The organism is Rhizobium sp. 05L429, from assembly GCF_056397645.1.
The window spans coordinates 104226-128574 of sequence record NZ_JBFTNV010000013.1; the positions used below are offsets into that span (position 1 = coordinate 104226).

General features: G+C 59.8%; 25 protein-coding genes. 13 read left to right on the top strand and 12 right to left on the bottom strand.

Annotated elements, in window-relative coordinates:
• Positions 1-26 precede the first annotated feature (26 nt).
• Complete coding sequence (locus AC1DNW_RS15875) at positions 27-1883, bottom strand: putative bifunctional diguanylate cyclase/phosphodiesterase (protein WP_477853493.1); 1857 nt, start codon at positions 1881-1883, stop codon at positions 27-29.
• 202 nt (positions 1884-2085) lie between these two features.
• Entirely contained in the window at positions 2086-2721 is a 636-nt protein-coding gene (locus tag AC1DNW_RS15880) for a GntR family transcriptional regulator (RefSeq protein WP_477853494.1), read from the bottom strand.
• Positions 2722-2898: 177 nt separating this feature from the next.
• Between AC1DNW_RS15880 and AC1DNW_RS15885 the strand changes: the two genes are divergently transcribed.
• From AC1DNW_RS15885 to AC1DNW_RS15910, 6 genes are all read left to right on the top strand, one after another.
• On the top strand, positions 2899-4323 hold the full coding sequence (locus tag AC1DNW_RS15885) for a M20 family metallopeptidase (protein ID WP_477853495.1): 1425 nt from the start codon (positions 2899-2901) through the stop codon (positions 4321-4323).
• On the top strand, positions 4320-5039 hold the full coding sequence (locus AC1DNW_RS15890) for an ABC transporter permease (protein ID WP_477853496.1): 720 nt from the start codon (positions 4320-4322) through the stop codon (positions 5037-5039). Before AC1DNW_RS15885 ends, AC1DNW_RS15890 begins: the two co-directional genes overlap by 4 nt.
• On the top strand, positions 5039-5779 hold the full coding sequence (locus AC1DNW_RS15895) for an ABC transporter permease (protein ID WP_477853497.1): 741 nt from the start codon (positions 5039-5041) through the stop codon (positions 5777-5779). The genes AC1DNW_RS15890 and AC1DNW_RS15895 overlap by 1 nt, the downstream gene beginning before the upstream one ends.
• Positions 5776-6558, top strand: coding sequence for an ABC transporter ATP-binding protein (locus AC1DNW_RS15900; RefSeq protein WP_477853498.1), 783 nt, complete (start codon positions 5776-5778; stop codon positions 6556-6558). Before AC1DNW_RS15895 ends, AC1DNW_RS15900 begins: the two co-directional genes overlap by 4 nt.
• A gap of 37 nt (positions 6559-6595) precedes the next feature.
• Positions 6596-7453, top strand: a complete 858-nt coding sequence (locus AC1DNW_RS15905; protein ID WP_477853500.1) for a transporter substrate-binding domain-containing protein — start codon at positions 6596-6598, stop codon at positions 7451-7453.
• A 280-nt stretch (positions 7454-7733) separates the two neighbouring features.
• Positions 7734-8111 carry a hypothetical protein gene (locus tag AC1DNW_RS15910; protein WP_113307563.1) on the top strand — a complete coding sequence of 126 codons (378 nt, stop codon included), beginning with the start codon at positions 7734-7736 and terminating at the stop codon, positions 8109-8111.
• 114 nt (positions 8112-8225) lie between these two features.
• Here the strand turns inward: AC1DNW_RS15910 and AC1DNW_RS15915 are convergent, their stop codons facing one another.
• Positions 8226-8825, bottom strand: a complete 600-nt coding sequence (locus tag AC1DNW_RS15915) for a DUF309 domain-containing protein (RefSeq protein ID WP_477853501.1) — start codon at positions 8823-8825, stop codon at positions 8226-8228.
• Between the two features lie 74 nt (positions 8826-8899).
• Positions 8900-9820 (bottom strand): MYG1 family protein, encoded by a 921-nt coding sequence (locus tag AC1DNW_RS15920; protein ID WP_477853503.1) that lies wholly within the window; start codon positions 9818-9820, stop codon positions 8900-8902.
• Between the two features lie 397 nt (positions 9821-10217).
• Between AC1DNW_RS15920 and AC1DNW_RS15925 the strand changes: the two genes are divergently transcribed.
• Both AC1DNW_RS15925 and AC1DNW_RS15930 read left to right on the top strand, forming a co-directional pair.
• Positions 10218-10418 (top strand): DUF4167 domain-containing protein, encoded by a 201-nt coding sequence (locus AC1DNW_RS15925; RefSeq protein ID WP_477853504.1) that lies wholly within the window; start codon positions 10218-10220, stop codon positions 10416-10418.
• Positions 10415-11440, top strand: coding sequence for a fatty acid desaturase family protein (locus AC1DNW_RS15930; RefSeq protein WP_113296542.1), 1026 nt, complete (start codon positions 10415-10417; stop codon positions 11438-11440). The genes AC1DNW_RS15925 and AC1DNW_RS15930 overlap by 4 nt, the downstream gene beginning before the upstream one ends.
• 29 nt (positions 11441-11469) lie before the next feature.
• Here AC1DNW_RS15930 and AC1DNW_RS15935 read toward each other — a convergent pair whose 3' ends face one another.
• Entirely contained in the window at positions 11470-12273 is an 804-nt protein-coding gene (locus tag AC1DNW_RS15935; protein WP_113296543.1) for a helix-turn-helix domain-containing protein, read from the bottom strand.
• Between the two features lie 190 nt (positions 12274-12463).
• Here AC1DNW_RS15935 and AC1DNW_RS15940 point away from each other — a divergent pair, with 190 nt between their 5' ends.
• From AC1DNW_RS15940 to AC1DNW_RS15960, 5 genes are all read left to right on the top strand, one after another.
• On the top strand, positions 12464-13555 hold the full coding sequence (locus AC1DNW_RS15940; RefSeq protein WP_113296544.1) for an ABC transporter ATP-binding protein: 1092 nt from the start codon (positions 12464-12466) through the stop codon (positions 13553-13555).
• A 22-nt stretch (positions 13556-13577) separates the two neighbouring features.
• The gene (locus AC1DNW_RS15945; protein ID WP_113296545.1) at positions 13578-14741 is read left to right on the top strand and encodes a polyamine ABC transporter substrate-binding protein; all 1164 of its coding nucleotides are present in this window, start codon (positions 13578-13580) and stop codon (positions 14739-14741) included.
• 82 nt (positions 14742-14823) lie between these two features.
• Positions 14824-15690 carry an ABC transporter permease gene (locus AC1DNW_RS15950; RefSeq protein ID WP_115037314.1) on the top strand — a complete coding sequence of 289 codons (867 nt, stop codon included), beginning with the start codon at positions 14824-14826 and terminating at the stop codon, positions 15688-15690.
• The gene (locus AC1DNW_RS15955; RefSeq protein ID WP_477853507.1) at positions 15690-16502 is read left to right on the top strand and encodes an ABC transporter permease; all 813 of its coding nucleotides are present in this window, start codon (positions 15690-15692) and stop codon (positions 16500-16502) included. The genes AC1DNW_RS15950 and AC1DNW_RS15955 overlap by 1 nt, the downstream gene beginning before the upstream one ends.
• Before the next feature lie 13 nt (positions 16503-16515).
• Positions 16516-17277, top strand: a complete 762-nt coding sequence (locus tag AC1DNW_RS15960; RefSeq protein ID WP_477853509.1) for an SDR family NAD(P)-dependent oxidoreductase — start codon at positions 16516-16518, stop codon at positions 17275-17277.
• Here the strand turns inward: AC1DNW_RS15960 and AC1DNW_RS15965 are convergent.
• The 7 genes from AC1DNW_RS15965 to AC1DNW_RS15995 all read right to left on the bottom strand — a co-directional run bounded on the left by AC1DNW_RS15965 (position 17274) and on the right by AC1DNW_RS15995 (position 24288).
• Complete coding sequence (locus AC1DNW_RS15965; RefSeq protein WP_477853511.1) at positions 17274-18317, bottom strand: L-idonate 5-dehydrogenase; 1044 nt, start codon at positions 18315-18317, stop codon at positions 17274-17276. The genes AC1DNW_RS15960 and AC1DNW_RS15965 overlap by 4 nt on opposite strands.
• Before the next feature lie 9 nt (positions 18318-18326).
• On the bottom strand, positions 18327-19733 hold the full coding sequence (locus AC1DNW_RS15970; RefSeq protein WP_477853513.1) for a TRAP transporter large permease: 1407 nt from the start codon (positions 19731-19733) through the stop codon (positions 18327-18329).
• Positions 19734-19737: 4 nt separating this feature from the next.
• On the bottom strand, positions 19738-20310 hold the full coding sequence (locus AC1DNW_RS15975) for a TRAP transporter small permease (RefSeq protein ID WP_113296551.1): 573 nt from the start codon (positions 20308-20310) through the stop codon (positions 19738-19740).
• Between the two features lie 64 nt (positions 20311-20374).
• Complete coding sequence (locus tag AC1DNW_RS15980; RefSeq protein WP_477853515.1) at positions 20375-21349, bottom strand: sialic acid TRAP transporter substrate-binding protein SiaP; 975 nt, start codon at positions 21347-21349, stop codon at positions 20375-20377.
• A gap of 23 nt (positions 21350-21372) precedes the next feature.
• The gene (locus AC1DNW_RS15985) at positions 21373-22131 is read right to left on the bottom strand and encodes a FadR/GntR family transcriptional regulator (RefSeq protein WP_113307551.1); all 759 of its coding nucleotides are present in this window, start codon (positions 22129-22131) and stop codon (positions 21373-21375) included.
• Between the two features lie 109 nt (positions 22132-22240).
• On the bottom strand, positions 22241-23314 hold the full coding sequence (locus tag AC1DNW_RS15990; protein WP_477853516.1) for an Ldh family oxidoreductase: 1074 nt from the start codon (positions 23312-23314) through the stop codon (positions 22241-22243).
• A 119-nt stretch (positions 23315-23433) separates the two neighbouring features.
• Complete coding sequence (locus AC1DNW_RS15995; RefSeq protein WP_477853518.1) at positions 23434-24288, bottom strand: helix-turn-helix domain-containing protein; 855 nt, start codon at positions 24286-24288, stop codon at positions 23434-23436.
• Positions 24289-24349 lie beyond the last annotated feature (61 nt).

Genomic DNA, 24349 nt, shown 5'->3' on the forward strand with positions numbered 1-24349 from the left:
ACCGCGTTATCTGAGGCGCCCGATCGTCAGCGCATCAATGTCACCGGCCGCTTGAGTTTTCGTTTCGGCTTGCTTGCCGATGAGGAAGTCTCGGGCCGCAGCGCTTCCGTTGCCCTATCGCGGTCAACCGGCCGGCCGAACAGATATCCCTGCACATAGGGGCATCCGAGGCTCTGCAGACGTTCTGCCTGATCTTCCGTTTCGACACCTTCGGCTACGATGCGGGTACCGAGGCCGATCGACATGTCGATAAGGGCTTTGACGATGACTGCGCCGGGTCCATCGGACATCCGGTCAATAAAGGTCTTGTCAATCTTGATGATATCGACGGGGAAATTCAGCAGATGTGTGAGCGAGGCGTAACCCGTGCCGAAATCGTCGAGCGCCACAAGCAGCCCTTCCCTTCGGAGCTCCTCGATTGCTCTTGCCACCTTCCCGTCTTTTTCGTCCATATAGACCGTTTCGGTGACCTCGAGCACGACATGCTTGAGAGGCGTGCGGTGGCGGGCGAAAACGCTTTTGATCCGCTCGCAGAGATTTCCCTGATTGAAATCCGCCATGGATACGTTGACGCTGACATATTGAAACAAGAGCCCGAGATCGAGCCAGTATCGGATGTCGCGCGCGACCTGCTCCAGCATCCGGTCCGTCAGGAGGTGGCCCATCGACGGATCCTGGAGCGCCTCGGCAAACGCGCCGGGTGAGAGGATCTGGCCACTGTCCGTACGAATGCGGCACAGAGCCTCGAGGCCGACGATTTCCTGCGTCGGAAGACTGACGATCGGCTGGTAATGCGCCTCTATCCGATCTTCGGCCAAGGCGCTTGTCATGGTCTGCAGTGCCCGAAACCGGTTTGCGATCGCCCCGGCAAGATCGTCGCTGTAAAGCACGAAACCGCCTCTGGCCGTCTGCTTGGCATGATGGAGTGCAAGATTTGCATGTTGCAGAAAGGTCGGAACGTGGGCTGGCCCGGGCGGTTCGAAGGTCGCGCCCCCGCAGGTGACCGAGACCGGCAGGAGATGTTCGTTGCGCTGCGGTGTCCGGTTCTCCAGAGCGCGCAGAATTTCTGCCGAAACTGCTGACAATTCCGTTGCGGGACGATTTTCGATCAAGACTGCGAACTCATCGGCGTCCACCCTGAAGGTAGTGGCCGGCGCTGCGATCCGAGCAACTACTTGACCGACCTCCAGGATCAGTCTGTCGCCGGTCGCATGCCCAAAGGCATCGTTGACCCGGCCGAGCTGATCGATATCGACGAGCAGAACCGAAAGAGGGGCAGACGCACTGTCGACGGCCGCCTCCAGCGTTTTCAAAAAGTTGGCGCGGTTGCCGAAGCCGGTGAGGTTGTCGAAAAAGGCGAGCCTCTGATTGTCGGCCTTCACCTCCTCGCGCTCAAGCACGAGCGAGCAAAGGTCGAGGCATTCGGCGACGATCATTCGTTCTTCGGGGGTGGGGCCGCGATTGTCCTTGTAGTAAAATCCAAATGCCCCGAGCACGCGTCCGTCACTGCGCAGGATGGGGCTGGACCAACACGCCTTGACGCCATGTTCTTTCGCAAGGATGTCGGCAAGCGGCCGATAGGGGATCCAGAGCGGATCAGCAAAGATATCAGTAACAGCGATCGGCCTGCGGAAATGGGCAGCCGTACCGCACGAGCCAACATCCGGTCCGATCGGTATCCCATCGAGCGCGTCCGAATAGGTCTTGGCGATTGTCGGCCCTGCCAGGGGATGCAGGAGCCCTTCACGGTCAACAGTCACGATTGAACAAATGACGCCGGCTGCAAGCCGTTCAGCATGGTCGCAAATGCGATCGCCGGCCTCTTCGAGGGAAGATCCCCGTGCCAGCATATCCAGAATTTCCTGCTGAAGCTGTCCTCGCATGCCTGGCCTCCGTCATGTCGCCCTGCGCTCGAACGGTCTCGAAGCTCGATCGACCGGTTAAGATCGAAACTAGCAGGTATCATGTTACAGGTTTGGAAATATATCGCCTACAATTCGAGCCCAAGGTTGGGGCGTATTGTCACCTGGTAGACAGCAACGGCGAAGCGAAGCGGCTGATATATGTACCTCCGACTCGATACGTTTAGCCCTGAAGAATGTGCTGCCGCACCAATCCCTTCAGATACTCCGCATCGCCGGCTTCGATTGCATCGATCATCAGGTGATGCTCCCGGCTCGACTGCTCCACACGGGCGCGTGTCCGCCACTGCGAAACCGGCGCCGATGAGGTCCGCTGGCGAATTTCCGTGATGAGATCGACCAGTTCCAGATTGCCGCCGAGGATCAGCAAATGGCGATGAAAGGAGAGATTTGCCTCGTAGAGTTCCAGCATGGTGCCATTCAGCACCATGAAGTCGAACTGCTCCGCAAGTCCGCGCAAACTGGCGATATCTGCCAGCGACGCGTTCTGAATGATCGTACCGACGATGGCCGTTTCCAGGATGATACGGATCTCGCTGACTTCTCGCGCTCGCCGCCCATCCGGCTCGTAGACATGGTAGCCGCGGTTCGGCACGTGTTCGACGAGCCTCTTCTGGGCGAGGCGGTCGAGAGCTCGGCGCACTTCGGGCCGCGTGCAGTTGTAACGTCGCTCAAGATCGATCTGCTTCAACCATGTTCCGGGCAGGAGGACACCGGCTAGGATGTCCTGAAGCACGAGATCCGTCACGTCGCGCCCGGCAGATGTTCCCTGCCCCGAATCCATCATGACATCCGCCATTCTAACTTCCCCTGACTTTCCTCATCGATACCACGGGCTGAAGCATTTCCGTAAGGCAGCCCGAACTGTTTGCCGTGATGAAAATTTATTCGTGCACACGGATTGCGCATAAATTTTTTGTATCCTAAATTGGCGCCAATTTTGGATACTATGCTAGACAAAGCTGTTTTGGAAGCCATGAAAAACTCGGAAGCCGTGTGGGACATCGTTGAAGCCAAGAGCGCAGCCTTCTTTGCGCTCAGCGATCGGATCTGGGATATGCCGGAGACGAATTACGAAGAATATCGCTCCGCCGAAGAGCATGCCCGCCAGCTGGAAGCGGAAGGATTTCGTGTCGAGCGCGGCGTTGCGGGACTGCCGACGGCCGTCATGGGCGAAGCCGGCGAAGGTGGTCCTGTTATCGCAATCCTCGGTGAATTCGACGCGCTGCCCGGGCTGAGCCAGGAAGCGGGGCTGGCTGAAAAGCGTGAGGTGACGGCAAATGGCAACGGCCATGGCTGCGGCCACAACCTGCTCGGCGCCGGTTCGATGCTAGCGGCAGCCGCGGTGAAGGACTTCCTTGCCGCAAACGGCCTCAAGGGCCGCGTGCGTTATTACGGCTGCCCGGCAGAAGAAGGCGGGTCTTCCAAGGGCTTCATGGTTCGTGCCGGCGTATTCGATGACGTCGATATCGCCATTTGCTGGCATCCGGCGGCTTTTGCCGGCGTCAATAACCCTGTGTCGCTTGCCTGCAACGAACTCAACTTCCATTTCAGCGGCCGCTCCTCTCATGCTTCGGCAACGCCGCATCTCGGCCGCAGCGCTCTTGATGCCGTTGAGCTCATGAATGTCGGCGTCAACTATATGCGCGAGCATATGCCATCGACGGCGCGCATCCATTACGCCGTCACCGATACCGGCGGTTCCGCGCCGAATGTGGTGCAGGCCCGTGCGACGGTGCGCTATCTCATTCGTGCCCGAAATCTCCCCGAACTCCTGTCGCTCGTCGCCCGTGTCAAGAAAGTCGCCGAGGGCGCAGCCCTCATGACCGAGACGTCAGTCCGCAGCGAAGTCATCAGCGGCGATGCCAACCTCGTCGGCAATGCTCCGCTCGAAGATTTGATGTTTGCCAACCTCGAGCGCCTCGGTCCGCCCGTTTTCGATGATGGCGACCGCGCGACCGCCCGGAAATTCCAGGCGACCATGAGCACCGAGGATATTGCCTCCTCCTACGCGCGTTTCGGCCTGAAGCCGAAGAAGGACCAGCCGCTTTGCGAGGAAATCTTCCCRCTCTATGCCGGCGACAGCACGATCGTCGGCTCCACCGATGTCGGCAGCGTCAGCTGGGTCGTACCGACGGTACAGATGCGCGGTGCGACCTATGCGATCGGCACGCCCGGCCATTCCTGGCAGCTCGTCGCCCAGGGCAAGCTTCCGGCGGCCCACAAAGGCACGGAACATGCGGCGAAAGTCATGGCGAGTACCGCCATCGACCTGATCCGCGATCCTGATCTCATCGAGGCGGCCAAGGCGGACCTGAAGGGTCGCCTCGATGGGACGTCATTCGTCAATCCGATCCCTGATGACGTTCAGCCGCCGCTGCCGCAGAAGCAGGCATCATGAACCAGCCCGGCATCCTCGAGCTGATTAGTTTCGGCCCCGACGGATGGGGCAAAGCGCTCATGGCCGGTGCATGGATGACGATTCTTGTTGCGATTTCCGGTTATGCGATCGGMGCGGTGATCGGCACTTTCGGTGCCTGGGCGAAGATATCGGGCGGYCGCGGCGTCAGGATCGCCGCCGATACCTATACGACGGTTCTTCGCGGCATACCGGATCTCTTGGTCATCTACCTCTTCTATTTCGGAGGCAGCGCCGCCGTCACGGCACTCGGCCGGCTTTTTGGGGCCGAAGGCTTCCTCGGCTTCCCGGGTTTTCTTGCCGGATCGCTCGCCGTCGGCGTGACCTCAGGTGCACAATTTACCGAGGTGTTCCGAGGGGCGTTCAAGGCGGTCCACGCCGGTGAGATCGAGGCTGCAATTGCCTGCGGCATGGGCCGTATATTGCGGTTTCGCCGCATCGTCGCGCCATTGACGCTTCGCCACGCACTGCCAGGCCTTGGCAATGTCTGGCAAGTCGTCCTGAAGGAATCCGCGCTCGTTTCCATCACCGGCGTGGCCGAACTGCTCCGCCAGACACAAGTCGCCGCCGGCTCGACCGGTCTACCCTTCGATTTCTATGTCGTCACCGGAGCGATCTATCTTATTATATCAACTGGTTCCGGCCTTTTCTTGAGGCAAGCTGAAAAGCACTTCTCTCGCGGCGTAAGGAGAAGCTGATGGATTGGCAATTTCTCATCGAAACCTTCGTCAGTCTCATTTCAGCCATCCCGCTGACACTTCAGCTTGCCGCGACCTCGATCGCGCTCGGCGCAGTCATGGCGCTCGCGATCGCACTTTGCCGGCTTTCCGGTATCAAGGTGCTTGAATGGTTTGCGCGGGCTTATGTCTTCGTCTTTCGCGGCACTCCGCTACTCGTGCAGATCTTCCTGATCTATTACGGGCTCGGCCAGTTTCCCGAGGTCAGGCACAGCATCTTCTGGCCGCTCCTGCGCGAACCCTATTGGTGCGCCGTGATCGCGCTGACCATGAATACCGCTGCTTACGCGAGCGAGATCATCCGCGGCGGCCTTCAGTCGGTACCCTTCGGCCACATCGAAGCGGCGCGTGCCTGCGGCATGCCACGGTTCATGCAGTTCCGTCGCATCGTTCTGCCGCTCGCGATCCGGCAGGCATTGCCGGCTTACTCGAACGAGATGATCGCCATGGTGAAGGCGACGTCGCTCGCCTCGATCATCACCCTGATGGAAGTGACCGGCGTTGCCGCCAGGATYATCTCCGAGACCTATCGGGCAATCGAAGTGTTCATCGTCGCGGGCGCCATCTATCTGGCGATCAACTTCCTGCTGACGCGTCTCGTCTATCTCGTCGAATACTGGCTGAGCCCGCATCTGCGCCAGCCCCTTCCCTACCATCCCGCGGCAGTCCCCGCATCCGCACTCGAAGGAGACGCTCGATGATTGCGGCGAACGCCCCTCTTTCTCCGATCGCGCTCAGCGTGAAGGACCTGCACAAGAGCTTCGGTCCTGTGGAGGTTTTGAAAGGCATCTCGCTTGATGCGCATGAAGGCGATGTGGTCTCCATCCTCGGTTCCTCCGGCTCGGGAAAGTCCACCTTCCTGCGCTGCATCAACCTTCTGGAGACGCCCAATTCCGGCGAGGTGACCGTTGCGGGTGAGACGATCCGCATGGTTGCCGACGGCAAAGGCGGCAGCCGACCGGCCGAACGCAGACAGGTCGATCGCATCCGTTCGCAGCTTGGAATGGTCTTCCAGAGCTTCAATCTCTGGTCCCACAAGACTGTGCTCGAAAACGTCATCGAAGCGCCCGTCCATGTCCTCAGCCGTCCGAAGGCAGAATGCATCGAGGAGGCCGAGGCCCTGCTTGCCAAGGTGGGGATTGCCGAGAAGCGCAATTTCTATCCCTCGCATCTTTCCGGTGGCCAACAGCAGCGCGCAGCGATCGCACGCGCGCTTGCCATGCGACCGAAGGTGATGCTCTTCGACGAGCCGACCTCGGCGCTCGATCCCGAGCTCGTCGGCGAAGTACTGCGCGTCATGCGCGCGCTTGCCGAAGAAGGCCGCACCATGCTGGTCGTCACCCATGAAATGGGCTTTGCCCGCGATGTCTCCAGCCGGGTCGTCTTCCTGCATCAGGGCGTCGTCGAAGAGGACGGCAAGCCGCAGGAGGTCTTTGCCAATTCCCGGTCGGACCGTTTCCGCCAGTTCATCAGCAAATAGTTTTCTCAGCCCAAACAAAGAAAAGGGGAGCAAAAACATGACGTTCTTTTCACGGGTTCTGATGGCGACATCAGCCGCGGCCATCATCGCGACGGCCGGCATCGCGCATGCCGAAGACAAGAAGTGGACGACGGTAACGATCGCCACCGAAGGGGCCTTCAAGCCCTATAACTTCACCAAGCCGGATGGCTCGCTCGATGGTTACGAGATCGAGTTGACCAAATATCTCTGCGACCACATGAAGGTCGAGTGCAAGATCGTCGTCCAGAACTTCGATGGCATGATCCCGGCGCTGAACGCCGGCAAGTTCGACGCCATCATCTCCGGCATGTCGGCGACGGCCAAGCGTGAAGAGGTTATCGCCTTTAGCGATTCCTACGGCTCCACCGGCCAGGCCTTCGCAACCTCGAAGATGGGCGATCTCGCGAACCTGCCTGAAAAGGGCCAGGTGTTCTCGCTCGCCAGCGATGAAGCGGGTGCTGCTGCCGAGATCGAGAAGATCAAGCCGGCGCTGCAGGGCAGGACGATCGGTGTGCAGACGGCCTCAACCGCGGCCGCCTTCGTCGACAAATATCTGAAGGGTATCGTCGAGGTCAGAGAATATAAGACGACGGAAGAGCATGATCTCGATCTCAAGGCCGGTCGTGTCGACATCGTCATGGCATCGATGGCCTATCTGACCACGGCTTCTGAGAAGCCGGGCAATGATGACATGACGACTGCCGGTCCGCGTTTCCAGGGCGGTTTCCTCGGTCGCGGCAGTTCCGTTGGCCTGCGCAAGAGCGATACCGAATTGAAGGCGATGTTCAACGACGCGATTGCGGCCGCGAAGGCGGATGGCACGATCAAGACGCTGTCGGAAAAATGGTTCGGCTTCGACGTTACGCCAAAGTGAATGAACTTAAGATCGATGCCCGGCGAGCGAAACTCGTCGGGTATTGCCATTCAGCCTGTCATCGGCGCCTGCGCGTAGCGTACCGCCGATCGCCTTGATGGCAGAGACGTCTGAGCAGCCATGGCGCTCAACGTTCCGTCGCGGAATATTCAATGGACAGAGCCTTGCAGCGCTCGTAAGCGGCGTCTACATCGCTATTCGTGTGGTCGCGGGTGTCGCCAACGGCAGCCCGACATTTAAAAGAAACAAGACACGATTCCATTGTGCAGGAGGGGCAACTATGGCCAATCTTCCCGATATGACGAAACACCGCGGCTTTCCGTCGGGCATGCCAGGGAGCGGCATTCAGTTCACCATCCGCCGTGCCAATCCCAGGGGCGTGACGCCGATCAAGGCCCTGCCCCGCCGCGCCCGACCCGGGACGGCAGAGCACCGGGTCGATGCAGCCTTCCTGCATGCGCTTTGGCATCATTTCGGGGCAGAGCCCTTCGAGCGCGGCAATCTCGACGCGGCTCGGCTCAACTTGCTCTTTGGACGAGAAGTGGTGGCTGTCGACAAGGACTTCGATGCGATGTCCTATGAGGCGATGCTCGTCATCGACGAAAAGGTAGCACGTCAGAATTTCCCGGAAGCGTTTGAAGACGTCATGGAGGTTTGATGAGAGCGCTGGCGATGGGCACTGAGCGTTGGGTCCATGGCCATCATCATCGGAAAACCAAGCACATAGCGATTGCCCATATTGTCGTCTCAAACAGAGCTGCCAATAAATCCTTTATGGCGCAAAGCTTCGCAAATTTCCAAGAATGAAATCGTAGACTGGTTCAGGCTGTCCCGGCCCGGTCGTCCGCAAAACCGGCGGAAWGCTTGCTGATGCTTCTGCTCTGTCAGCAAGCATCGCTGGCGACATTCCGAGTGCCTGCGAAAAGGCGTCATGCGGGACTTTCGATAGTTGACGAAGCAGCCCGGCGGCGCGGCCAGCATGACGCATAGCCGGTGTGCGTTTGCCTTCGCGGATCTTCACACCGGCAGCGGAGAGCAGGATCAAGCCCTTGAGCAAGGCGCGTAGCGCACTGCCTCTCTCCGCGACCTGCCAAATCCCCTCCCAGGCCTCATGCGCTTCCCAGTAATAGCCATGGTTGAAAAGGTCCGCGCCCCACGCGAATTCATCGGAATCGAGTGTCGGAAGAATCGGTGCAGGCTCAACCTGGTAACTGTGCCCTGCCGGATCCCGTACGGGATGGGGCATCCGACCGGGCAAATAGGCGTAGCGCGGAAAGCTTCTCTGCGGCAGCAGACGAGGACGTTGCATAACCTCAATCATCATGCCGGTGACCATGATCGCAAGCGAAGCTGCGCGCAAGCCGGCCGACAAATCGCTTCGTCGCCACCATCGGATCGGCTGTCCTCATAGGCGCGGAACGACGTCGCCGACGTACGCCGATTGTCCTAGGACAGCGCCTCGTCTACGGCGATTTGCGCCATCGCAAGTGCTGCCTCCCGGGTTTTTGCGGCAGCGATGAAGAGGCCCTTGTGGCAGAAAGTCGCTCCTTCGACGCCGCAGACACGCTCGAGCTCCTGGCTAGTCAATCCCGCCCAGGATGCAGGCAAATCGGCGCGCAGCTCGAAGCCCTCGTCAGCGCGGCGGATGCCGGTCAGGCACCAGTCGTTTTCCCGTGGGTGAACGACGAAAAGCAGATGATCCGCCTTCGCTCTTACGATCGCCGCGCGAAAAGGCATGCCCATTGGCAATTCGAGAACATGCCCCTCGCCTGTCTCGTTGATCGCCTTGAGAACAAGGGCTTCCGCGCGGAGTTTCGCAGCCTGCGTTGCGATACCGGCCTCCACGAAGCTTCGCGCAATCGAAAGGGCGGCGTGGAACGCCCGGTCATCGGCCTCGGGATCCTTGGCATCGAAAACCGGTTTCAAGGTTTCCAGCAGGGCCGGCAGTGTAAGGCCTGCCAGCTCGCCTGCGATGGAAGGATCAAGCGCACCATTGTCAGTCAGATCGACCGGCAAGACGAACTTGAAGTCGAAGGAAGCATGCACCGATGAAATATGCGTTTCGGGCACGCCAAGGGCTGCAAGATAATCAGCCCCATAGTGTTTCCAGACGAGCCCGAAGGAACTGTAGGGCCGTCCGTCCTCACGCATGGGCGCGCCACGCTGATGGTGGTCGAAAATACCTGCTGCGGGATCATACTGCCCGCCGACGTCGTAGATGATGCGATCGGTGGCCGGTGTGGTCCATTCGACATTTCTGCTGCGAATGATCCTGGCCTGTGGGAACAGCCGGGTCAGAATGACGCTCGAAAGCAGCTCATCGGCGTGGAAGCCGCCTGAATGGGTAACCAAGTATAAGGGAGTCATTGTCAGATGCGCCTCTCGGAGCCGGGAATGTGTCGCCGTCCTGATAGCCCGCGTCGACCCTCAGCTCAACAGTCGGTGAGGGAAACGGCCGCACAATTCTGTCGATCCGGATATTGAAAGGCATTTCGGACGTGATGCAGCCACAATGCTGCGGTAACACCATAAAAATCCGGGGACATTGTATCCTCGATGAGACAAGCTCCGTTGTCCGATTGCCGACGCACACTTGCGACCCTCCCCTCAGCAATTTGTGGTAGCCGCAGTTGAATGCTGCTTCTGGGCATAGACCCCGTGCCAAGGCACGAGTGGCGAGCTGCGACGGYGGATCATCGCCGACGAGCGCCCAAGCAATCATTTCCAGACAATCAGGAGCGAACCTTCKCGGTTCGGATTTCTCATGAATAATCACCATTTCGCCCACCCCAACAGAAGTGCTACACCATCGAAGCAGCGCCTGCTGGATCGATACAAGCAGTACCTTCAGTTTGCCGAGCTGAAGTCTTTGGCCGGTGACCGGATCGGCGCAGAAAATGACTATCAGCATGCCGAACATTTCTTCCGCAGCGCTGCCCAACAGAAAGACGCCGACCGACTATGAACGTAACGATGACGGCCGGCCAAGACGCCGGTGCCGAAAAAGCCTGGCTCAAGATTCTCTCGAATTACCGAAAACCCAATACAGGCMGAAGCCTATATGAACTGGCCGTGACCTTGATCCCGTTTGTCCTTTTTTGGGCAGCAGCGGGGGTCGCGATCCATTTCGGCTATTGGCTCGGCATAATCCTTGTCGTCCCGGCAGCCGGATTCCTTTTACGGCTCTTTATGCTGCAACATGATTGCGGGCATGGCTCGTTTTTCGGACGGCGTCAGTGGGATGACTGGACAGGGCGCGTGATCGGCATCCTCACGCTCACACCTTACGACTATTGGCGCCGCGCACACGCGGAACACCATGCCTCAGCCGGCAATCTGGATGAGAGGGGGGTCGGTGATATCACCACGCTGACGGTCGAGGAATATCGCGCCTTGACGGGTCGAGGAAAACTCGCCTATCGCCTCTATCGACATCCTCTGGTCATGTTCGGCATTGGCCCTGCCTATCTTTTTCTCTTCAAGCAAAGGCTGCCGTTCGGCATGATGCGCTCCGGGGCGCTGCCCTGGATTTCGACGATGGCGACAAACGCCGGCATTGCTGCACTCGCCATTCTCCTCATCTGGGCCGTCGGGATCGTTCCCTTTCTGCTGATCCATTTGCCAACCGTTCTGCTTGCCGGATCGGCTGGCGTCTGGCTGTTCTACGTTCAACACCAATTCGAAGACACGCACTGGTCCAAACCTCCGGAATGGACGTTCCCCTATTCCGCCATGCATGGCGCCTCGCATTATGATCTACCGCGCCCCCTGCGATGGATCACTGCCAATATCGGCATGCACCATGTCCACCATCTGTCGAGCCGAGTGCCATTTTACAGGTTGCCGGAAGTGCTGCGTGACTATCCGGAGTTGGCGAAGCTTGGGCGCATCAATATTCGCGACAGCCTCAGCTGCGTGAAGCTCATCCTCTGGGACGAGACGGCACGACGGCTGATTTCACTGCGTGAGGCAGAGGTGCGCACCTAACAGCAGGTTCAGGCGCACACCGCGATCGGTCAGCTCAGATTTTTCAGATAGAGCGAGAGCAGTTGCGTCTGCGAGGAGATGCCGAGCTTGCGATAGACGTTTCGGCGGTGAACCTTCACGGTTCCMGTCGAAATGTTGAGCTTCAGTCCGATCGATTCCGACGAGTGGCCCTGCAGCACCAGTTCGACGATGGCCGTTTCGCGGCCCGTGAGGTTGAGGTCGTGCCAGACAGTATCGACGCGCGGGATGCCCTCGTTTTTGCGGCGGCTCCTGCCTCTTGCCGCAAGCTGCGCGTCGAAGCGTGGCGCAAGTCCGGCCCAATAATGTTTCACCATGCTGGCCACAAGCGGCTCGACCTTCTTCAGAGTAGCGAATTCGGCGGGCGGAAAAGCGCCGGTCTTTTCGCGCCGCATCAGCGACAGCACGACTGTGATATCGCCATCGACGGGCACGAAGAAGCCAATTTCTTCGGCTAGTCCGGTCTGCACATAATAGGTGCGATAGTATTCGCTGGAAAAGAACCGGTCCGGCGCAAGCTCGCGCATCCGGAAGACGCCTTCGCGCCGCTCCCGAGCAGTGTGGTAGAAGGGATCGAGCAGGTAAGGTCCTGCCTGATAGAGCGTCACGAAAACGACGTTCTCTTCGCGATCGAAGGTGCTGTAAAGATCGATCGGCCGCTCTTTTGCCCGATAGGCGAAGACGACGACATAGTCGAAGCGCACCAGTGCGGCCATCATCTGGCGGAATGTATCGCCGAAGCCCGCATCCGCCATGGCCGACTTGCCGACCGTGGTTTTGAAGGCGGCAAACAGCGTCTCCAGCTCGATACTCACTAGCCCTTCCCCTCCGCCGTTCCACGCAATTTCCCGCAGCCCGGATATACACCTTCCACGAAACGTTGTGCGCCAAAATACCTCTCTCGGGGTATATACCGTGCAGGAAGCTCAGGCTTACTCTTTCCTTAACGACGGTGGCAATAAGGCAGCGATAGACTGCCATTCCAACCAACCGCAGGGAACAGACGTGGCATCCGCTTCGACGAACGATATCGAATTCCGTTCGGTCACAAAGAACTATGGCGCCGTGACCGCTGTAACGGACATCAACCTTACTGTGCCCAAGGGCGCATTTCTGGCGCTGCTTGGGCCTTCCGGCTGCGGCAAGACGACCTGCCTGCGCATGATCGGCGGCTTCGAGCAGCCGAGCGAAGGCACGGTGCTGATCGACGGGCACGAGATGAATGGCGTTCCGGCCTATCGCCGACCCGTCAACATGGTGTTCCAGCATTACGCGCTGTTTCCGCATTTCAACGTCGAGCAGAATGTCGCCTACGGCCTGAAGCAAATGCGCCCGAGGATCGGAGCGGCCGAGATCGACCGCCGTGTCGCCGAGGCGCTCGAGATGGTCCGGCTCGGCGGCTTTGCCAAGCGGCGGATTCATGAAATGTCGGGCGGCCAGCAACAGCGCGTGGCGCTTGCCCGGGCCATCGTCAACCGGCCTTCCGTGCTGCTGCTCGACGAACCTCTGGCCGCACTCGACAAGAAGCTGCGCTCGGCGATGCAGATCGAGTTGCAGACCCTGCAGCGCGAACTCGGCATCACTTTCGTCCTCGTCACCCATGACCAGGAGGAAGCACTTTCGATGGCCGATGTCGTCTGCGTCATGAGTGCCGGACGCATCCGACAATTGGGCAGCCCGCAGGAAGTCTATGACCGCCCGGCCGATCTTTTCGTCGCCGACTTCGTCGGCAAGACGAACCGCATCACTGCGGCGATGGAGGCTGATGGCGCCACGCTGCGGCTGGCCGATGGTTCAGCAATCGCCTCCGGCAAACGGCTCGCGCCAGGAGAGGTCATTGCGGCTCTTCGCCCTGAGGCAATCCGTCTGACGCGTCAGGCGACGGTAACAGGCACGTCATTCAAGGGAACTGTGACGCACCGCATTTTCCTCGGCTCATCGGCAGAATATGCCGTGAGCGTGCCGGGGCTTGGCGATTTCCTGATCACCGCCGATCGCCGCAGCATGAACGAGAGTGATCTCGTGGAGCCGGGCGAGGAGGTTTTCCTCGGTTTCGACCCTGCAGCCATCCATGTCTTTCCAGCGTCGAATGCATAAACCAAAACAAGGGAACAGCATCATGAGCAAGGATTATAAGGACAATCTCCCCATTTCCGCCGAAGGCTTCATGGACGAGTTCATGCGCCTGAAGCGCGGCTCAGTCAGTCGTCGCCACTTCCTCGGGATCACCGGCCTCGGTCTTGCGACCGCCGTGCTGTCGCGCTTCCCGGGCGCACTGTCGACGCCTGCCTATGCGGCAGACGACCTCGGCACGCAGATGTCGATCGCCACATGGCCGAACTATCACGATCCGGCAACCTTCGAGAACTTCAAGGCGGCAACCGGCGTTGCCGTCGAAGTCAACGTCTTCGGTTCGAACGAGGAAATGCTTGCCAAGCTTCAGGCCGGCGCCTCCGGCTGGTCGCTTTTCGTGCCGACCAACTACACGATCTCGACCCATCACAAGCTCGGCCTGATCGAGGAACTCGACCTTTCGAAGATCCCGAATTTCAGCCAGGCAAGCGAAAGCCCGCGTTTCACCAAGGAGGGCCAGATCGACGGCAAGACCTATGCCGTGCCGAAGAACTGGGGCACGACAGGCTTCTCCGTCAATACGTCCAAGATCAAGACCAAGCTTTCGAGCTGGAAGGACTTTTTCGAGATCGCCCAGACGGAAGCCGACGGCCGTGCCATGGTGCACGACTACCAGCTGACGACGATTGGCAGTGCGCTTGTCTCGCTCGGCTATGACTTCAATTCGATCAAGGCCGACGAGCTTGCCAAGGCGGAAGAATTGCTGATCAAGGTCAAGCCGCATCTCTTCGCAATCAATTCCGACTACCAGCCGTCGATGCGCTCCACCGATGCGTGGCTCACCATGTGCTGGACCAATGATGGCGCGCAGCTCAACCGGGACATGCCGGAACTTGCCTATATCCTCGGCACCGACGGCGGCGAAATCTGGACCGACTATTATGCGATCCCCAAGGATGCGCCGAACAAGGCTGCTGGCTATGCGCTGCTCAACTACCTGATGGACCCGCAGAACGCGGTGAAGGAGCACATCGCCAACGGTGCACCGACCACCGACAGCCGCGTCATCGCGCTGCTGCCGAAGGAGGTCACGTCCAACAAAATCGTCTATCCTGACGAAGCAGCACTTACCCCGCTGGAATTCGGCGCCGCCGTGACGCTCACCGATCCGGGTCGTGCCGAACTGATGGCGCGCTTCAAGTCCGCATAATTCCATCTTTGAATTCCGGCCCCCCACACTTTGCCATGGGGGCCGGTTCAGCTCTCAGATCCGGCGGATAACGACACCAGCCATGTCCCTGACCCATGCCACCAAACGGCGTTTAATCACCGTCGCCCTTGTCGGCCCGGCAAGCGCCTGGCTATTCGTCTTCCTGGTGCTGCCTTTTATCGCCATCATCGTCTTCGCCTTTGGCGAGCGGGCGCCGGAAGGCGGTTATCAGGCGGGTTTCACCTTCGAGCAGTTTGCCAATCTCGGAGCGCGGTCGGCCGCCTTCGTCAATACGCTGATCCTGGCGCCGATCGGGTCGGCCGCCTGCCTCATCATCGCCTATCCGGTTGCCTATTACCTGGCGGTCAAGGCGAGCCCGCAGCGCCGGCTGCTGCTCGTCTCGCTGGTCGTCGTTCCCTTCTGGACCAGCCTTCTGGTGCGCACCTATGCCTGGATGTATCTGCTCGGCGCCCGTGGCATTCCGCATCTGCTTGAATTCGTCGGCATCGAAAATATCAGGCTGATCAATACGCCCGGCGCCGTGCTGCTCGGCATCGTCTACGGTTACCTGCCGCTGATGATCATGCCGATTTATGTCAGCCTCGAAAAGCTGGACCGCCGGCTGCTCGAAGCCTCGGCCGACCTTGGCGCGAAGCCTATCTCGACCTTCTTCGGCATCACGCTGCCCCTGTCGCTACCGGGTGTCATGACCGGCGTTGCGCTGGTGACGATCCTGCTTCTCGGGGAGTACCTGATCCCGCAGCTTCTCGGCGGCGGCAAGGTGTTCTTCATCGGCAATGCACTTGTTGACCTCTTCCTGCAATCACGCAACTGGCCCTTTGGATCGGCGATTGCCGTCACACTGGTTGCCGTCGTCGTCATCGTGCTGCTTGTCGCCATGCGCATTGCCTGGCGCGTCGCAGGTACCCGCCAGGTGGATCTCATCTGATGCGCGCACTCGTGATCTTCGTCTATCTGTTCCTTTACACGCCAATCGCGCTCGTCGTGCTGTTCTCCTTCAACGCGGGACGCAATGCCAGCGAGTTTACCGGCTTCTCGACGCAATGGTATGGTCGAGCGCTTTCCAACACCTTCCTGATGGAAGCGCTGCGCAACAGCCTGATCATCGCCTTTACCAGCGCAGCACTCGCCGCGATCTTCGGCACCATGGCTGCCATCGGCATGGAGCGGCTCGGTGCCCGGACGCGCGCCATCTTCGACGGTCTCTTTGCTGCGGCGATCGTCGTGCCCGGTGTCGTCATCGGCATTGCGACGCTGGTTGCCCTCGTCGAAGTCTTCGGCTTCATCAACCCTGCTATCGCCGCTCTTTGGCCGGGTGACCAGCCTCCGAAGCTCGCACTCGGCTATGGCTCGATCATTGCCGCCCACGGGCTCTTCACCATGGCTCTGGTGACGATGATCGTGAAGGCGCGCATCGCGAGCCTTGGGCGCGATATCGTCGAGGCTTCGAGCGATCTCTACGCGACACCGTTCACGACCTTTCGGCAGATCGTACTGCCGCAGATCATGCCGTCGATCCTGGCGGGTTTTCTGCTCGCCTTCACCTTTTCCTTCGACGATTTCATCATCGCCTTCTTCGTGGCGGGCTCCAACACGACGCTGCCGATCTATGTCTTCGCCTCCATCCGCCGCGGCGTGACACCTGAAATCAATGCAGTCGCGACGATGGTGCTGATCGCCTCGCTTGCCCTCATTCTCATCGCGCGCTTCCTGATGCGCGAAAAGACAACGACAAACTGACCGGGGAAATGCCATGATACTGAGAGATCGCGTTGCAATCGTCACCGGAGCAGGCTCAGGCATCGGGCGGGCCGGCGCGCTGATCATCGCGCGCGAAGGCGCCCATATCGTCGCTGCGGATATCGATTTCCGGAACGCTGAAGAGACCGTCAGCCAGATTGCCGAGGCGGGCGGCAGCGCCGAAAGCCTGGTGGTCGATGTCACCGATGACAAGGCGCTTGAAACCGGCATTGCCGCTGTTGCCGCGCGCCACGGCCGGATCGACATCCTCCACAATCACGCCGGCGCACAGGTGGCCGGCGATCTGGAACAGGTTGCTGTCGAAGGCTTCGACAGGTCCTGGAGCCTGAATGTGCGGGCGCATTTCATGGCCGCGCGCTTCGTCATGCCCATAATGAAAAAGGCAGGCAAAGGCGTAATCCTCAACACGTCCTCGTCGTCGGGCGTGCTCTACGACCGCGAAATGATCGCTTATACGACGACCAAACATGCTGTCATCGCCATGACCCGGCAGATGGCGGGCGACTATGCGAAATTCGGCATTCGCGTGAATGCGCTTTGCCCCGGATGGGTCGACACGCCATTCAATGAGCCATTCATTGCGCAGATGGGCGGCCGCGAAGCGATCGAAGGCTACATTGCCGAAAAGGTACCGCTCGGCCGCTGGGCGGATGTTTCGGAGATCGCCGAACCGATCCTGTTCCTGGTCTCGGACCGTTCCTCCTACATGACGGGCCAAATCCTCGTCGTCGATGGCGGCGAGACCGTTGTCTAGGACGACTGGAAAGTCAGTTGCACCTTGCAGGCCAGCGAACGGTTGCCCGCAATGGTAAAGGCTGAAACGGCGTCCTGGAGCGGCAGGCTGTGGCTGATGATCGGCCGCACATCGATCTTCCGGCGGGAAATCAGGTCGACAGCGGTMGTAAACTCCTCGTGAAAGCGCTGCGTCCCGTGGATGTGCAGCTCCTTGCCGACGATGGCGTTGAGGGGCAACGGAACGTCTCCGGTGACGCCGACCTGGATGATGGTGCCGCGGGGRCGGATTGCGGCGATTGCGCTGTGGATGGCCGGAGCGGCTGCAGAACATTCGAATACGAGATCGAAATAGCCTTTTCCCGTCTGAAATTCGGCAAATGAAGCTGTATCCCGCGCCACGTTGATCGTGCGGCTGGCTCCCATTGCTTTCGCCCGCGCGAGCGCCGCATCGGCAAGGTCGGTGACGACGATCTCGCCGGCGTCATAATGTCTGATAACGGCAACCATCAGGGAACCGATCGGTCCGGCGCCCGTCACCAGGACTTTTTTGCCGGCAATGCCGGGCGAACGTGTTGCGGCATGCAGGCAGACGGATAACGGCTCGCTGCAGGCCGCTTCCGCCGGTGTTGTCGAGGCTCCAACCTCGACGCATTGTCTGGCCGGCACCACCAGCCATTCCCGGAACATGCCCTGCTCATGCGGCAGGCGCATCGCACTGCCCATGAAGCGCATTTCGAGGCAGTGGATCGGCAAGCCGATACGGCAATATTCGCAAGCACCGCAGGGCTGGCTCGGATTGACTGCGACCAGCGCTCCGGCCTTCAGGGTGACGCCCTCACCTGCCTGCTCCACGGTTCCGGCGGCCTCGTGGCCGGGGATCATCGGCTCGCGAACCCTGACCGGCCCGAAACCGCCATCCTGGTAATAATGCAGGTCGGAGCCGCAGATACCTGCGGCTGCCATCTTCAAAAGCACCTCGCCCGGGCCGGGGGCTGCGACCGGATCAGTCTCGATCCTGAGATCGCCCTTTGCATAAAGCCGTGCCAGCCGAGTCTGCATCGAACCCTCCTACTTCAGCAATCCGAGCTGCTGTGGCAGCCAGAGGGATACGGAGGGAATGAAGGTGATCAGGATCAGGGCGATGAAGAGCGGTGCCAGCCAGGGCAAGATCGCCATCGTCGTCCGTTCGACGGAAAGTTTCGCCACCCGCGATAGCACGAAGAGCACCATGCCGAGCGGCGGATGCAAGAGCCCGATCATCAGGTTCAGGGTCATGATGAGGCCGAATTGCACCGGATCAATGCCAAACTTCGCAACGATCGGCAGAAGGATCGGCACGAGGATGGTGATAGCAGCAATTGTATCCAGGAAGCAGCMGACGAACAGCATCAACAGATTCACCAGGATCAGGAAAACCCACTTATTGTCAGTGATGGACAGGATCGTATCGGACAGAAGCTGTGCGGCCTGGCTCACCGTCAGCAACCACGCGAAGACCGAGGCAGCAGTGACGATGAAGAGAACGGAGGCTGTCGTCTCGATCGTGTCGAAGCTCGCCTTGGCAAGCGTCGAGAACGTCATCGTTCGGTAGCGCACTAGGCCGAGAAACAGGGACCAGAGGACAGCGGCGACGGCAGCCTCAGTCGGCGTGAACCAGCCCATCGTCATTCCGCCGATCAGGATGACCGGCGTCATCAGCGCCATGACGGCGGAAAAGCGGAAATACCAGTCGAGCGCCAGAAGCACGGCAAGGGCAATGCCGGCCGCAGCGTTCATCGATACGCCTGATCGCATCATCACGTAGATCGACAGCGGCACGAGCAGAACGACGACGATCTCCAAACCTGCGGAAAGGAGCTGTTTGACGTCGAACGGCGCATCGGAGCCCCAGCGCTTCACATAAGCAAAAGCGGCGACGGTGATCATCATCAGCAGCGTCATGACGATGCCGGGCAGGATGCCGGCCATGAAAAGAGCACCAATCGAGACATTCGCCATCATGCCGTAGATCACGAAGGGCAAGGATGGCGGAAAGATCGGACCAAGCGTTGCGGATGCCGCCGTCACTCCGACCGCGGCCTCAACCGGGTATCCGTGATCCTTCATCGCCTTGATCTCGATTGTGCCGATGCCGGCTGCATCGGCAAGCGCGGTGCCCGACATGCCTGAGAAGATGACGGAACCGATAATGTTGACCTGTGCAAGACCACCCTTCATCCAGCCCACAAGCGCGACGGCGAAGGAATAGATGCGGCCTGTGACACCCGCAGAATTCATCAGGTTGCCGGCAAGGATGAAGAAGGGCACGGCGAGAAGCGGGAAGCTTTCGACGCCTGCGATCATGCGCTGGGCGACAATGATGTCGGGCGCAACGCCGTAAAGGACGATATAGAGAACGGATGCGACGGCCATTGAGATCGCGACGGGCACGCCGATCAGCATCAGTACCAGAAATGAGCCAAGCAAGAGCAGCATCAGGTCATCCTTCGACAGCGTGGAATTCTTCGGGGCGCTCCAGAACGGAGTAGCCGCGGCGCATATTGGCGATGAAGACGATCACCGCACGGATCAGCATCAGCACGAAGGCTGCAAGCACGCTGTAGAAGACGATGTTGCGCGGCAGGTCGACGGTGACCATCTGCTCGTCGGCGACGATCTGCACATAGCGCCACATCAGATAGCAGCCATAGGTGAAGAAGCCGATGCGGACGATGTCCACGAAGGTTGCGAGCACGCGCGCGAGGCCTGCCGGCATGTAGTGGTAGAAGACATCMACCTGGATATGGCGCGATGTGCGCACGCACATGACGGCGCCGAGAAAGACGACGCCGATCAGGCAGTTGACGGCGATCTCTTCGGTCCAGGCATAACTGTTGTTCAGAACATAGCGGGTGAAGAACTGCAGAAAGACGCAACCAGCCATCAGCCAGAAGACGATCAGGGTGATCCAGTCTTCGATGGCGTAGTCCGAGATATTGGCGGTGGGCGCATGCCCTTCGAATTCGTGGCCGATCTCCTCGGCAGTGACTTGCGTATGGACTTCTTGTGACATGATCGGCCTTGTTCCGGTTGGGAAGGAAGGGCGCGCGGCGCTCAGGCGGCGCGCCCCCGGGCACTTACTGGATCGCGCGGATCGCTTCCCAATCGGTCTTTTCGTAGCCGAAATCCTCGAACTTGACCTTTTCCGCAACCGTCTTCTCGAAATCGGCCTTGTCGACCTCGGTCACACTCAGACCCTTCTCCTTGAAGGTTGTGATCAGGCTGTTTTCCTTGCCTTCGATGGTCTTGGTCGTGCGCTCGGCCGCCTCCTGCATGACGTCGCCGAAGGTCCTCTTATCTTCGTCCGAAAGGTTCGACCAAAGCGTCTTCGAGATCACCGTATTCAGGTGGTCGACGATATGACCGGTCAGAATGATGTTCTTCTGCACTTCGTAGAACTTCTTGGCCTCGATCGTCGTCAGCGGGTTTTCCTGGGCCTCGACCGTGCCGTTCTGAAGAGCGAGATAGACTTCGGCAAAGGCTATCGGCGTGGTGTTGGCGCCGCACGCGCGCGGCATGGCGAGATAGGCCGGAACGTCAGGCACGCGGATCTTCAGGCCCTGCATGTCGGCGCATTTGGCGATCAGCTTGTTGGCGGTGGTATGGCGTGTGCCGTAATAGCTGACGGCGGCGATATGGTTGCCGGTCTTGTCTTCATAACCCTTGGCGAGGCGCTTGAAGACATCGCTCTTGGTATAGGCAATCAGGTGTTCCGGGCTGCGGAAGATATAGGGAAAATAGGTGACGCCGATCGGCTTGTAGTCGCGGGCGGCAAAGCTCGATCCGGAAATGATGATGTCGACCGTTCCGAGCTTGAGGCCTTGGTTGATATCGGCTTCCTTGCCGAGCTGCGAGGCCGGATAGACTTCAATCTTGTAACGGCCGTTGGTGCGCTTGTTGATCTCTTCCGCGGCCCAGAGGGAATCGGTGTGGAACGGTTCCGAGGTCTCGTAGACATGCGCCCACTTCAGTACCGTCTGGGCATGTGCGATCGCCGTCGTCGCCATGATTGCGGCGGCAGTGCAGAGTATCGTCGTCAGTTTCAACTTCATCGCTCTCTCCTCTTGAGATCTCGTTAAGTGGCTGCTTTTCCCTTGTTTGGCCCGGCCGCGTGGCCGCGCCCCTCCTCGCCCGAAAACTCCTCCCCGAAGCTTTCGGAAAATCTCTTCTGCGAATTCGTGAGATGCGTGCGCATAGCCGCCTTTGCCCCCGCCGCGTCACCCGCGGCGATCGCGTCGCGGATAGCCCGGTGCTCTTCCAGCGCGCTGCGCCACGACACCGGCCCTTCGAAATGGCTGGCGAGCTTCTCGAAATACGGCGTCATGCGCATATCGAACATTTCGCCGGTGACTCGGATCAAGGTCGCATTGCCGATAATTGCGGCGATGCCGGTATGAAAGGCGCGGTCGGCGACAAGTACGGCGCGTGCATCCTCCACCACGCCGCTCATCGCTCTCAGCGCCTCGTCGAGAACAGCAATGTCTTCCGGACGGGCGCTCTTTGCTGCTTCCTCCGATATCGCGCATTCGATGATGGCGCGTGCCTGCAGCAGTTCGAAAGGGCCTTCTGCCGGCTCACGCTCGTTGCCGGTCACTTCGGCGGCGTGTTTGCCCGTTATGTAGATGCCGGAGCCCATGCGAATGTTGATGTAGCCTTCGACTTCAAGCACGATCAGCGCCTCGCGCAGCGTAGGGCGCGAAACCGAAAGTTGCTCCGCGAGCTCCCGCTCGGCGGGAAGCCGTTGGCCGACGACGAGTTCGCCCCGGATGACCATCAGACGAATCTGATCTGCCACCTGCCTGTAAAGGCGGCGTGATTCAACTGCCGAAAACATTGTGGCCTCCCCGGCGCGCTTCTCCTCAAGCGCACAACTGGTCAACTGGCCTGACCAATTAGACCAAAGGTATCATTGGGAAAGTTGTGCGTCAATCTGTCGCAAGCATTCAGGCCGGGCTGACCAGTTGATAAGTGGCAGCAAGCGTTCTGAAGGCTTCGATTGTCGCAGGGTCGAGCGTAACGCCATGCATTTCCCGCTCGGCGGCGACGGCCCATTCGCGGTCTCCGGGCGCCAGCACCCTGAAGCCTTCGCGCGCCGGGGAAGATCTCAAGGTTTCGACGTAGCGCTTCATGGCGGCATCGAAGGTTTCAATGTCGAGAAAAGCGGTGGGATTAAGCGCGATGACGAAGGCACCGAGGCCGCGTGGCGTCGAAAAATCAGGGCCGGGCATCGGAGCGATATCGAAGCTCAGTTTCATGCCTGTCAGCACTGCGCTCAATATCTCCGGAATACCCGCAAGCCCCGCGCCCTTGAAGCCGAATTCCCCGCCGAGCGGCGCCAGCATGTCGGCCACATCGGGGTCGGTCGTGTCGTAACCCCGCTCATCGGAGGCGACGCCTTCGGGAAGTTGGCGGCCAAGGCTGCGATAGAGCTGCACCCGGTTATAGGGCACGGCACTCGTCGCCATGTCGAAAAGCCACGGGTTACCACCCCTGACCGGCACGGCGCAGGCAATCGGATTGGTGCCATGAAAGCGCATGGCGCCATCGTGCAGACGCACGAAGCTGTCGGAATTGCAGAAGGCAAAGCCGATGAAGCCACGCAGGGCGGCATGGAATGCATAGGCACCTGCCGGTCCGAAATGCGAAGAATTGCGGATAGCAACCGCACCGATCCCGAATTCCCCGGCAAGGCGCGTCGCATGCTCCATCCCCGTATAGGTCGCGAGCGCACCATGGCCATTGTCCGCATCGAGCGAGGCGACGGCACCGAACGTGTTTGCCAGTGCGACATGAGGACGTGGATTGAGGCGTCCTTCCGTCAAGCCCTTCACATAATGTGGGAGAAGGCGCACACCGTGGCTGTCGATGCCGTAGCGCGTGCCATGCAGCATCCCCCGTGTCGCCGCATCCGCCGTCTGCTGGTCCGCACCCGCGGCGAGGAAGATCTTTCGGCAAAAGTCCTCGATCGTTGCCAGGGACGCCAGGGTGCCGGCGGGATCTTTGCTGTCACTTGTCATGGGCCTCAATCCGTTCGGGTGGATCCTCTGCAAACTCTAGCGCGCTGGCGAGAAGATTCGATAGCCGCATCGTCCCGAAGCTGCGCCTCGCCGAAATTCTGATCCAACTTTGTCATGCCTCACGACTTGCCGAGCGATAGGCGAAACTGCCTGGGTGTCGAGCCGGTCCGTTGTTTGAAAATGTCGTAGAAGCGGCTGCTGGAGCCGAAACCGCAATCGAGGGCAATTTCCAGGATTGCGTCCTCGGTCTCGACCAGCCGCTGCATTGCTCTCGCGAGGCGATAGCGCGTCAGATATTCCATCACAGAAATGCCGAGCACGTCGCGAAATGCCCGGTTGGCGGTGGTTGGATGCACATTGGCGCGTTTTCCAAGATCCGCCAGGTTGAGCGGCTCGGAAAAATGCCGGTTGATCAGGTCGGTCAGCACCTCCGAATGGCGGATGGCGGGGCTGACGGGTGTCACAACGGCTGCAATGGACGAGCCTTGATCAGTGGCGTGATCGAGGATGAGCCTACGCACCCTGAGCTTGGCCTCCTCGGCGATCAGCTGGCGCCGGACGGGATCGCCCCCGCTCCACTCCTCGGCCCAGGCAGAAACATTGAGCGGCGTCGTCTCGCGACGACTGGGTTCGACCACGAAGGCACCCTGCATGATCGCCTGTCTCGCCTTCTTGTCGATGGAGAGAGCGAGAAAGTCGACGAGCGGAAGGTAGATGCAGATGAGCGGCGCCTCCGGCGTCACCAGGATCGTCTGGTGGGGAATGGCCGCCCAGAAGAGGACAAGGCGCCCGGCCTCAACCCGTTCCTGCCGACCATTGAAGAGATAGGTCATGGCGCCATCGAGAAGCAGGTTGATCTCGACATGATCGTGCCAGTGCGCGGCGCTCATGGCATCGGCCGTATGACGCTCGATCAGGAAGCCTCGTGGCGACCCCGTCCACTCGCCGCTGTTGTTGTGTTGATCGTCTTTCATGCTCAGCCACGCTTCAATCCGGGAATACTCCCTTCAATAACAGGAAGAAATTCTGATTTGG

Coding starts and splice junctions, on each gene's coding strand:
- AC1DNW_RS15955 (WP_477853507.1), top strand. CDS start 15,690: ATGCGCGCACTCGTGATCTTCGTCTATCTGTTCCTTTACACGCCAATC.
- AC1DNW_RS15995 (WP_477853518.1), bottom strand. CDS start 24,288: ATGAAAGACGATCAACACAACAACAGCGGCGAGTGGACGGGGTCGCCA.
- AC1DNW_RS15910 (WP_113307563.1), top strand. CDS start 7,734: ATGGCCAATCTTCCCGATATGACGAAACACCGCGGCTTTCCGTCGGGC.
- AC1DNW_RS15985 (WP_113307551.1), bottom strand. CDS start 22,131: ATGTTTTCGGCAGTTGAATCACGCCGCCTTTACAGGCAGGTGGCAGAT.
- AC1DNW_RS15990 (WP_477853516.1), bottom strand. CDS start 23,314: ATGACAAGTGACAGCAAAGATCCCGCCGGCACCCTGGCGTCCCTGGCA.
- AC1DNW_RS15905 (WP_477853500.1), top strand. CDS start 6,596: ATGACGTTCTTTTCACGGGTTCTGATGGCGACATCAGCCGCGGCCATC.
- AC1DNW_RS15950 (WP_115037314.1), top strand. CDS start 14,824: ATGTCCCTGACCCATGCCACCAAACGGCGTTTAATCACCGTCGCCCTT.
- AC1DNW_RS15945 (WP_113296545.1), top strand. CDS start 13,578: ATGAGCAAGGATTATAAGGACAATCTCCCCATTTCCGCCGAAGGCTTC.
- AC1DNW_RS15925 (WP_477853504.1), top strand. CDS start 10,218: ATGAATAATCACCATTTCGCCCACCCCAACAGAAGTGCTACACCATCG.
- AC1DNW_RS15960 (WP_477853509.1), top strand. CDS start 16,516: ATGATACTGAGAGATCGCGTTGCAATCGTCACCGGAGCAGGCTCAGGC.
- AC1DNW_RS15920 (WP_477853503.1), bottom strand. CDS start 9,820: ATGACTCCCTTATACTTGGTTACCCATTCAGGCGGCTTCCACGCCGAT.
- AC1DNW_RS15875 (WP_477853493.1), bottom strand. CDS start 1,883: ATGCGAGGACAGCTTCAGCAGGAAATTCTGGATATGCTGGCACGGGGA.
- AC1DNW_RS15900 (WP_477853498.1), top strand. CDS start 5,776: ATGATTGCGGCGAACGCCCCTCTTTCTCCGATCGCGCTCAGCGTGAAG.
- AC1DNW_RS15980 (WP_477853515.1), bottom strand. CDS start 21,349: ATGAAGTTGAAACTGACGACGATACTCTGCACTGCCGCCGCAATCATG.
- AC1DNW_RS15880 (WP_477853494.1), bottom strand. CDS start 2,721: ATGGCGGATGTCATGATGGATTCGGGGCAGGGAACATCTGCCGGGCGC.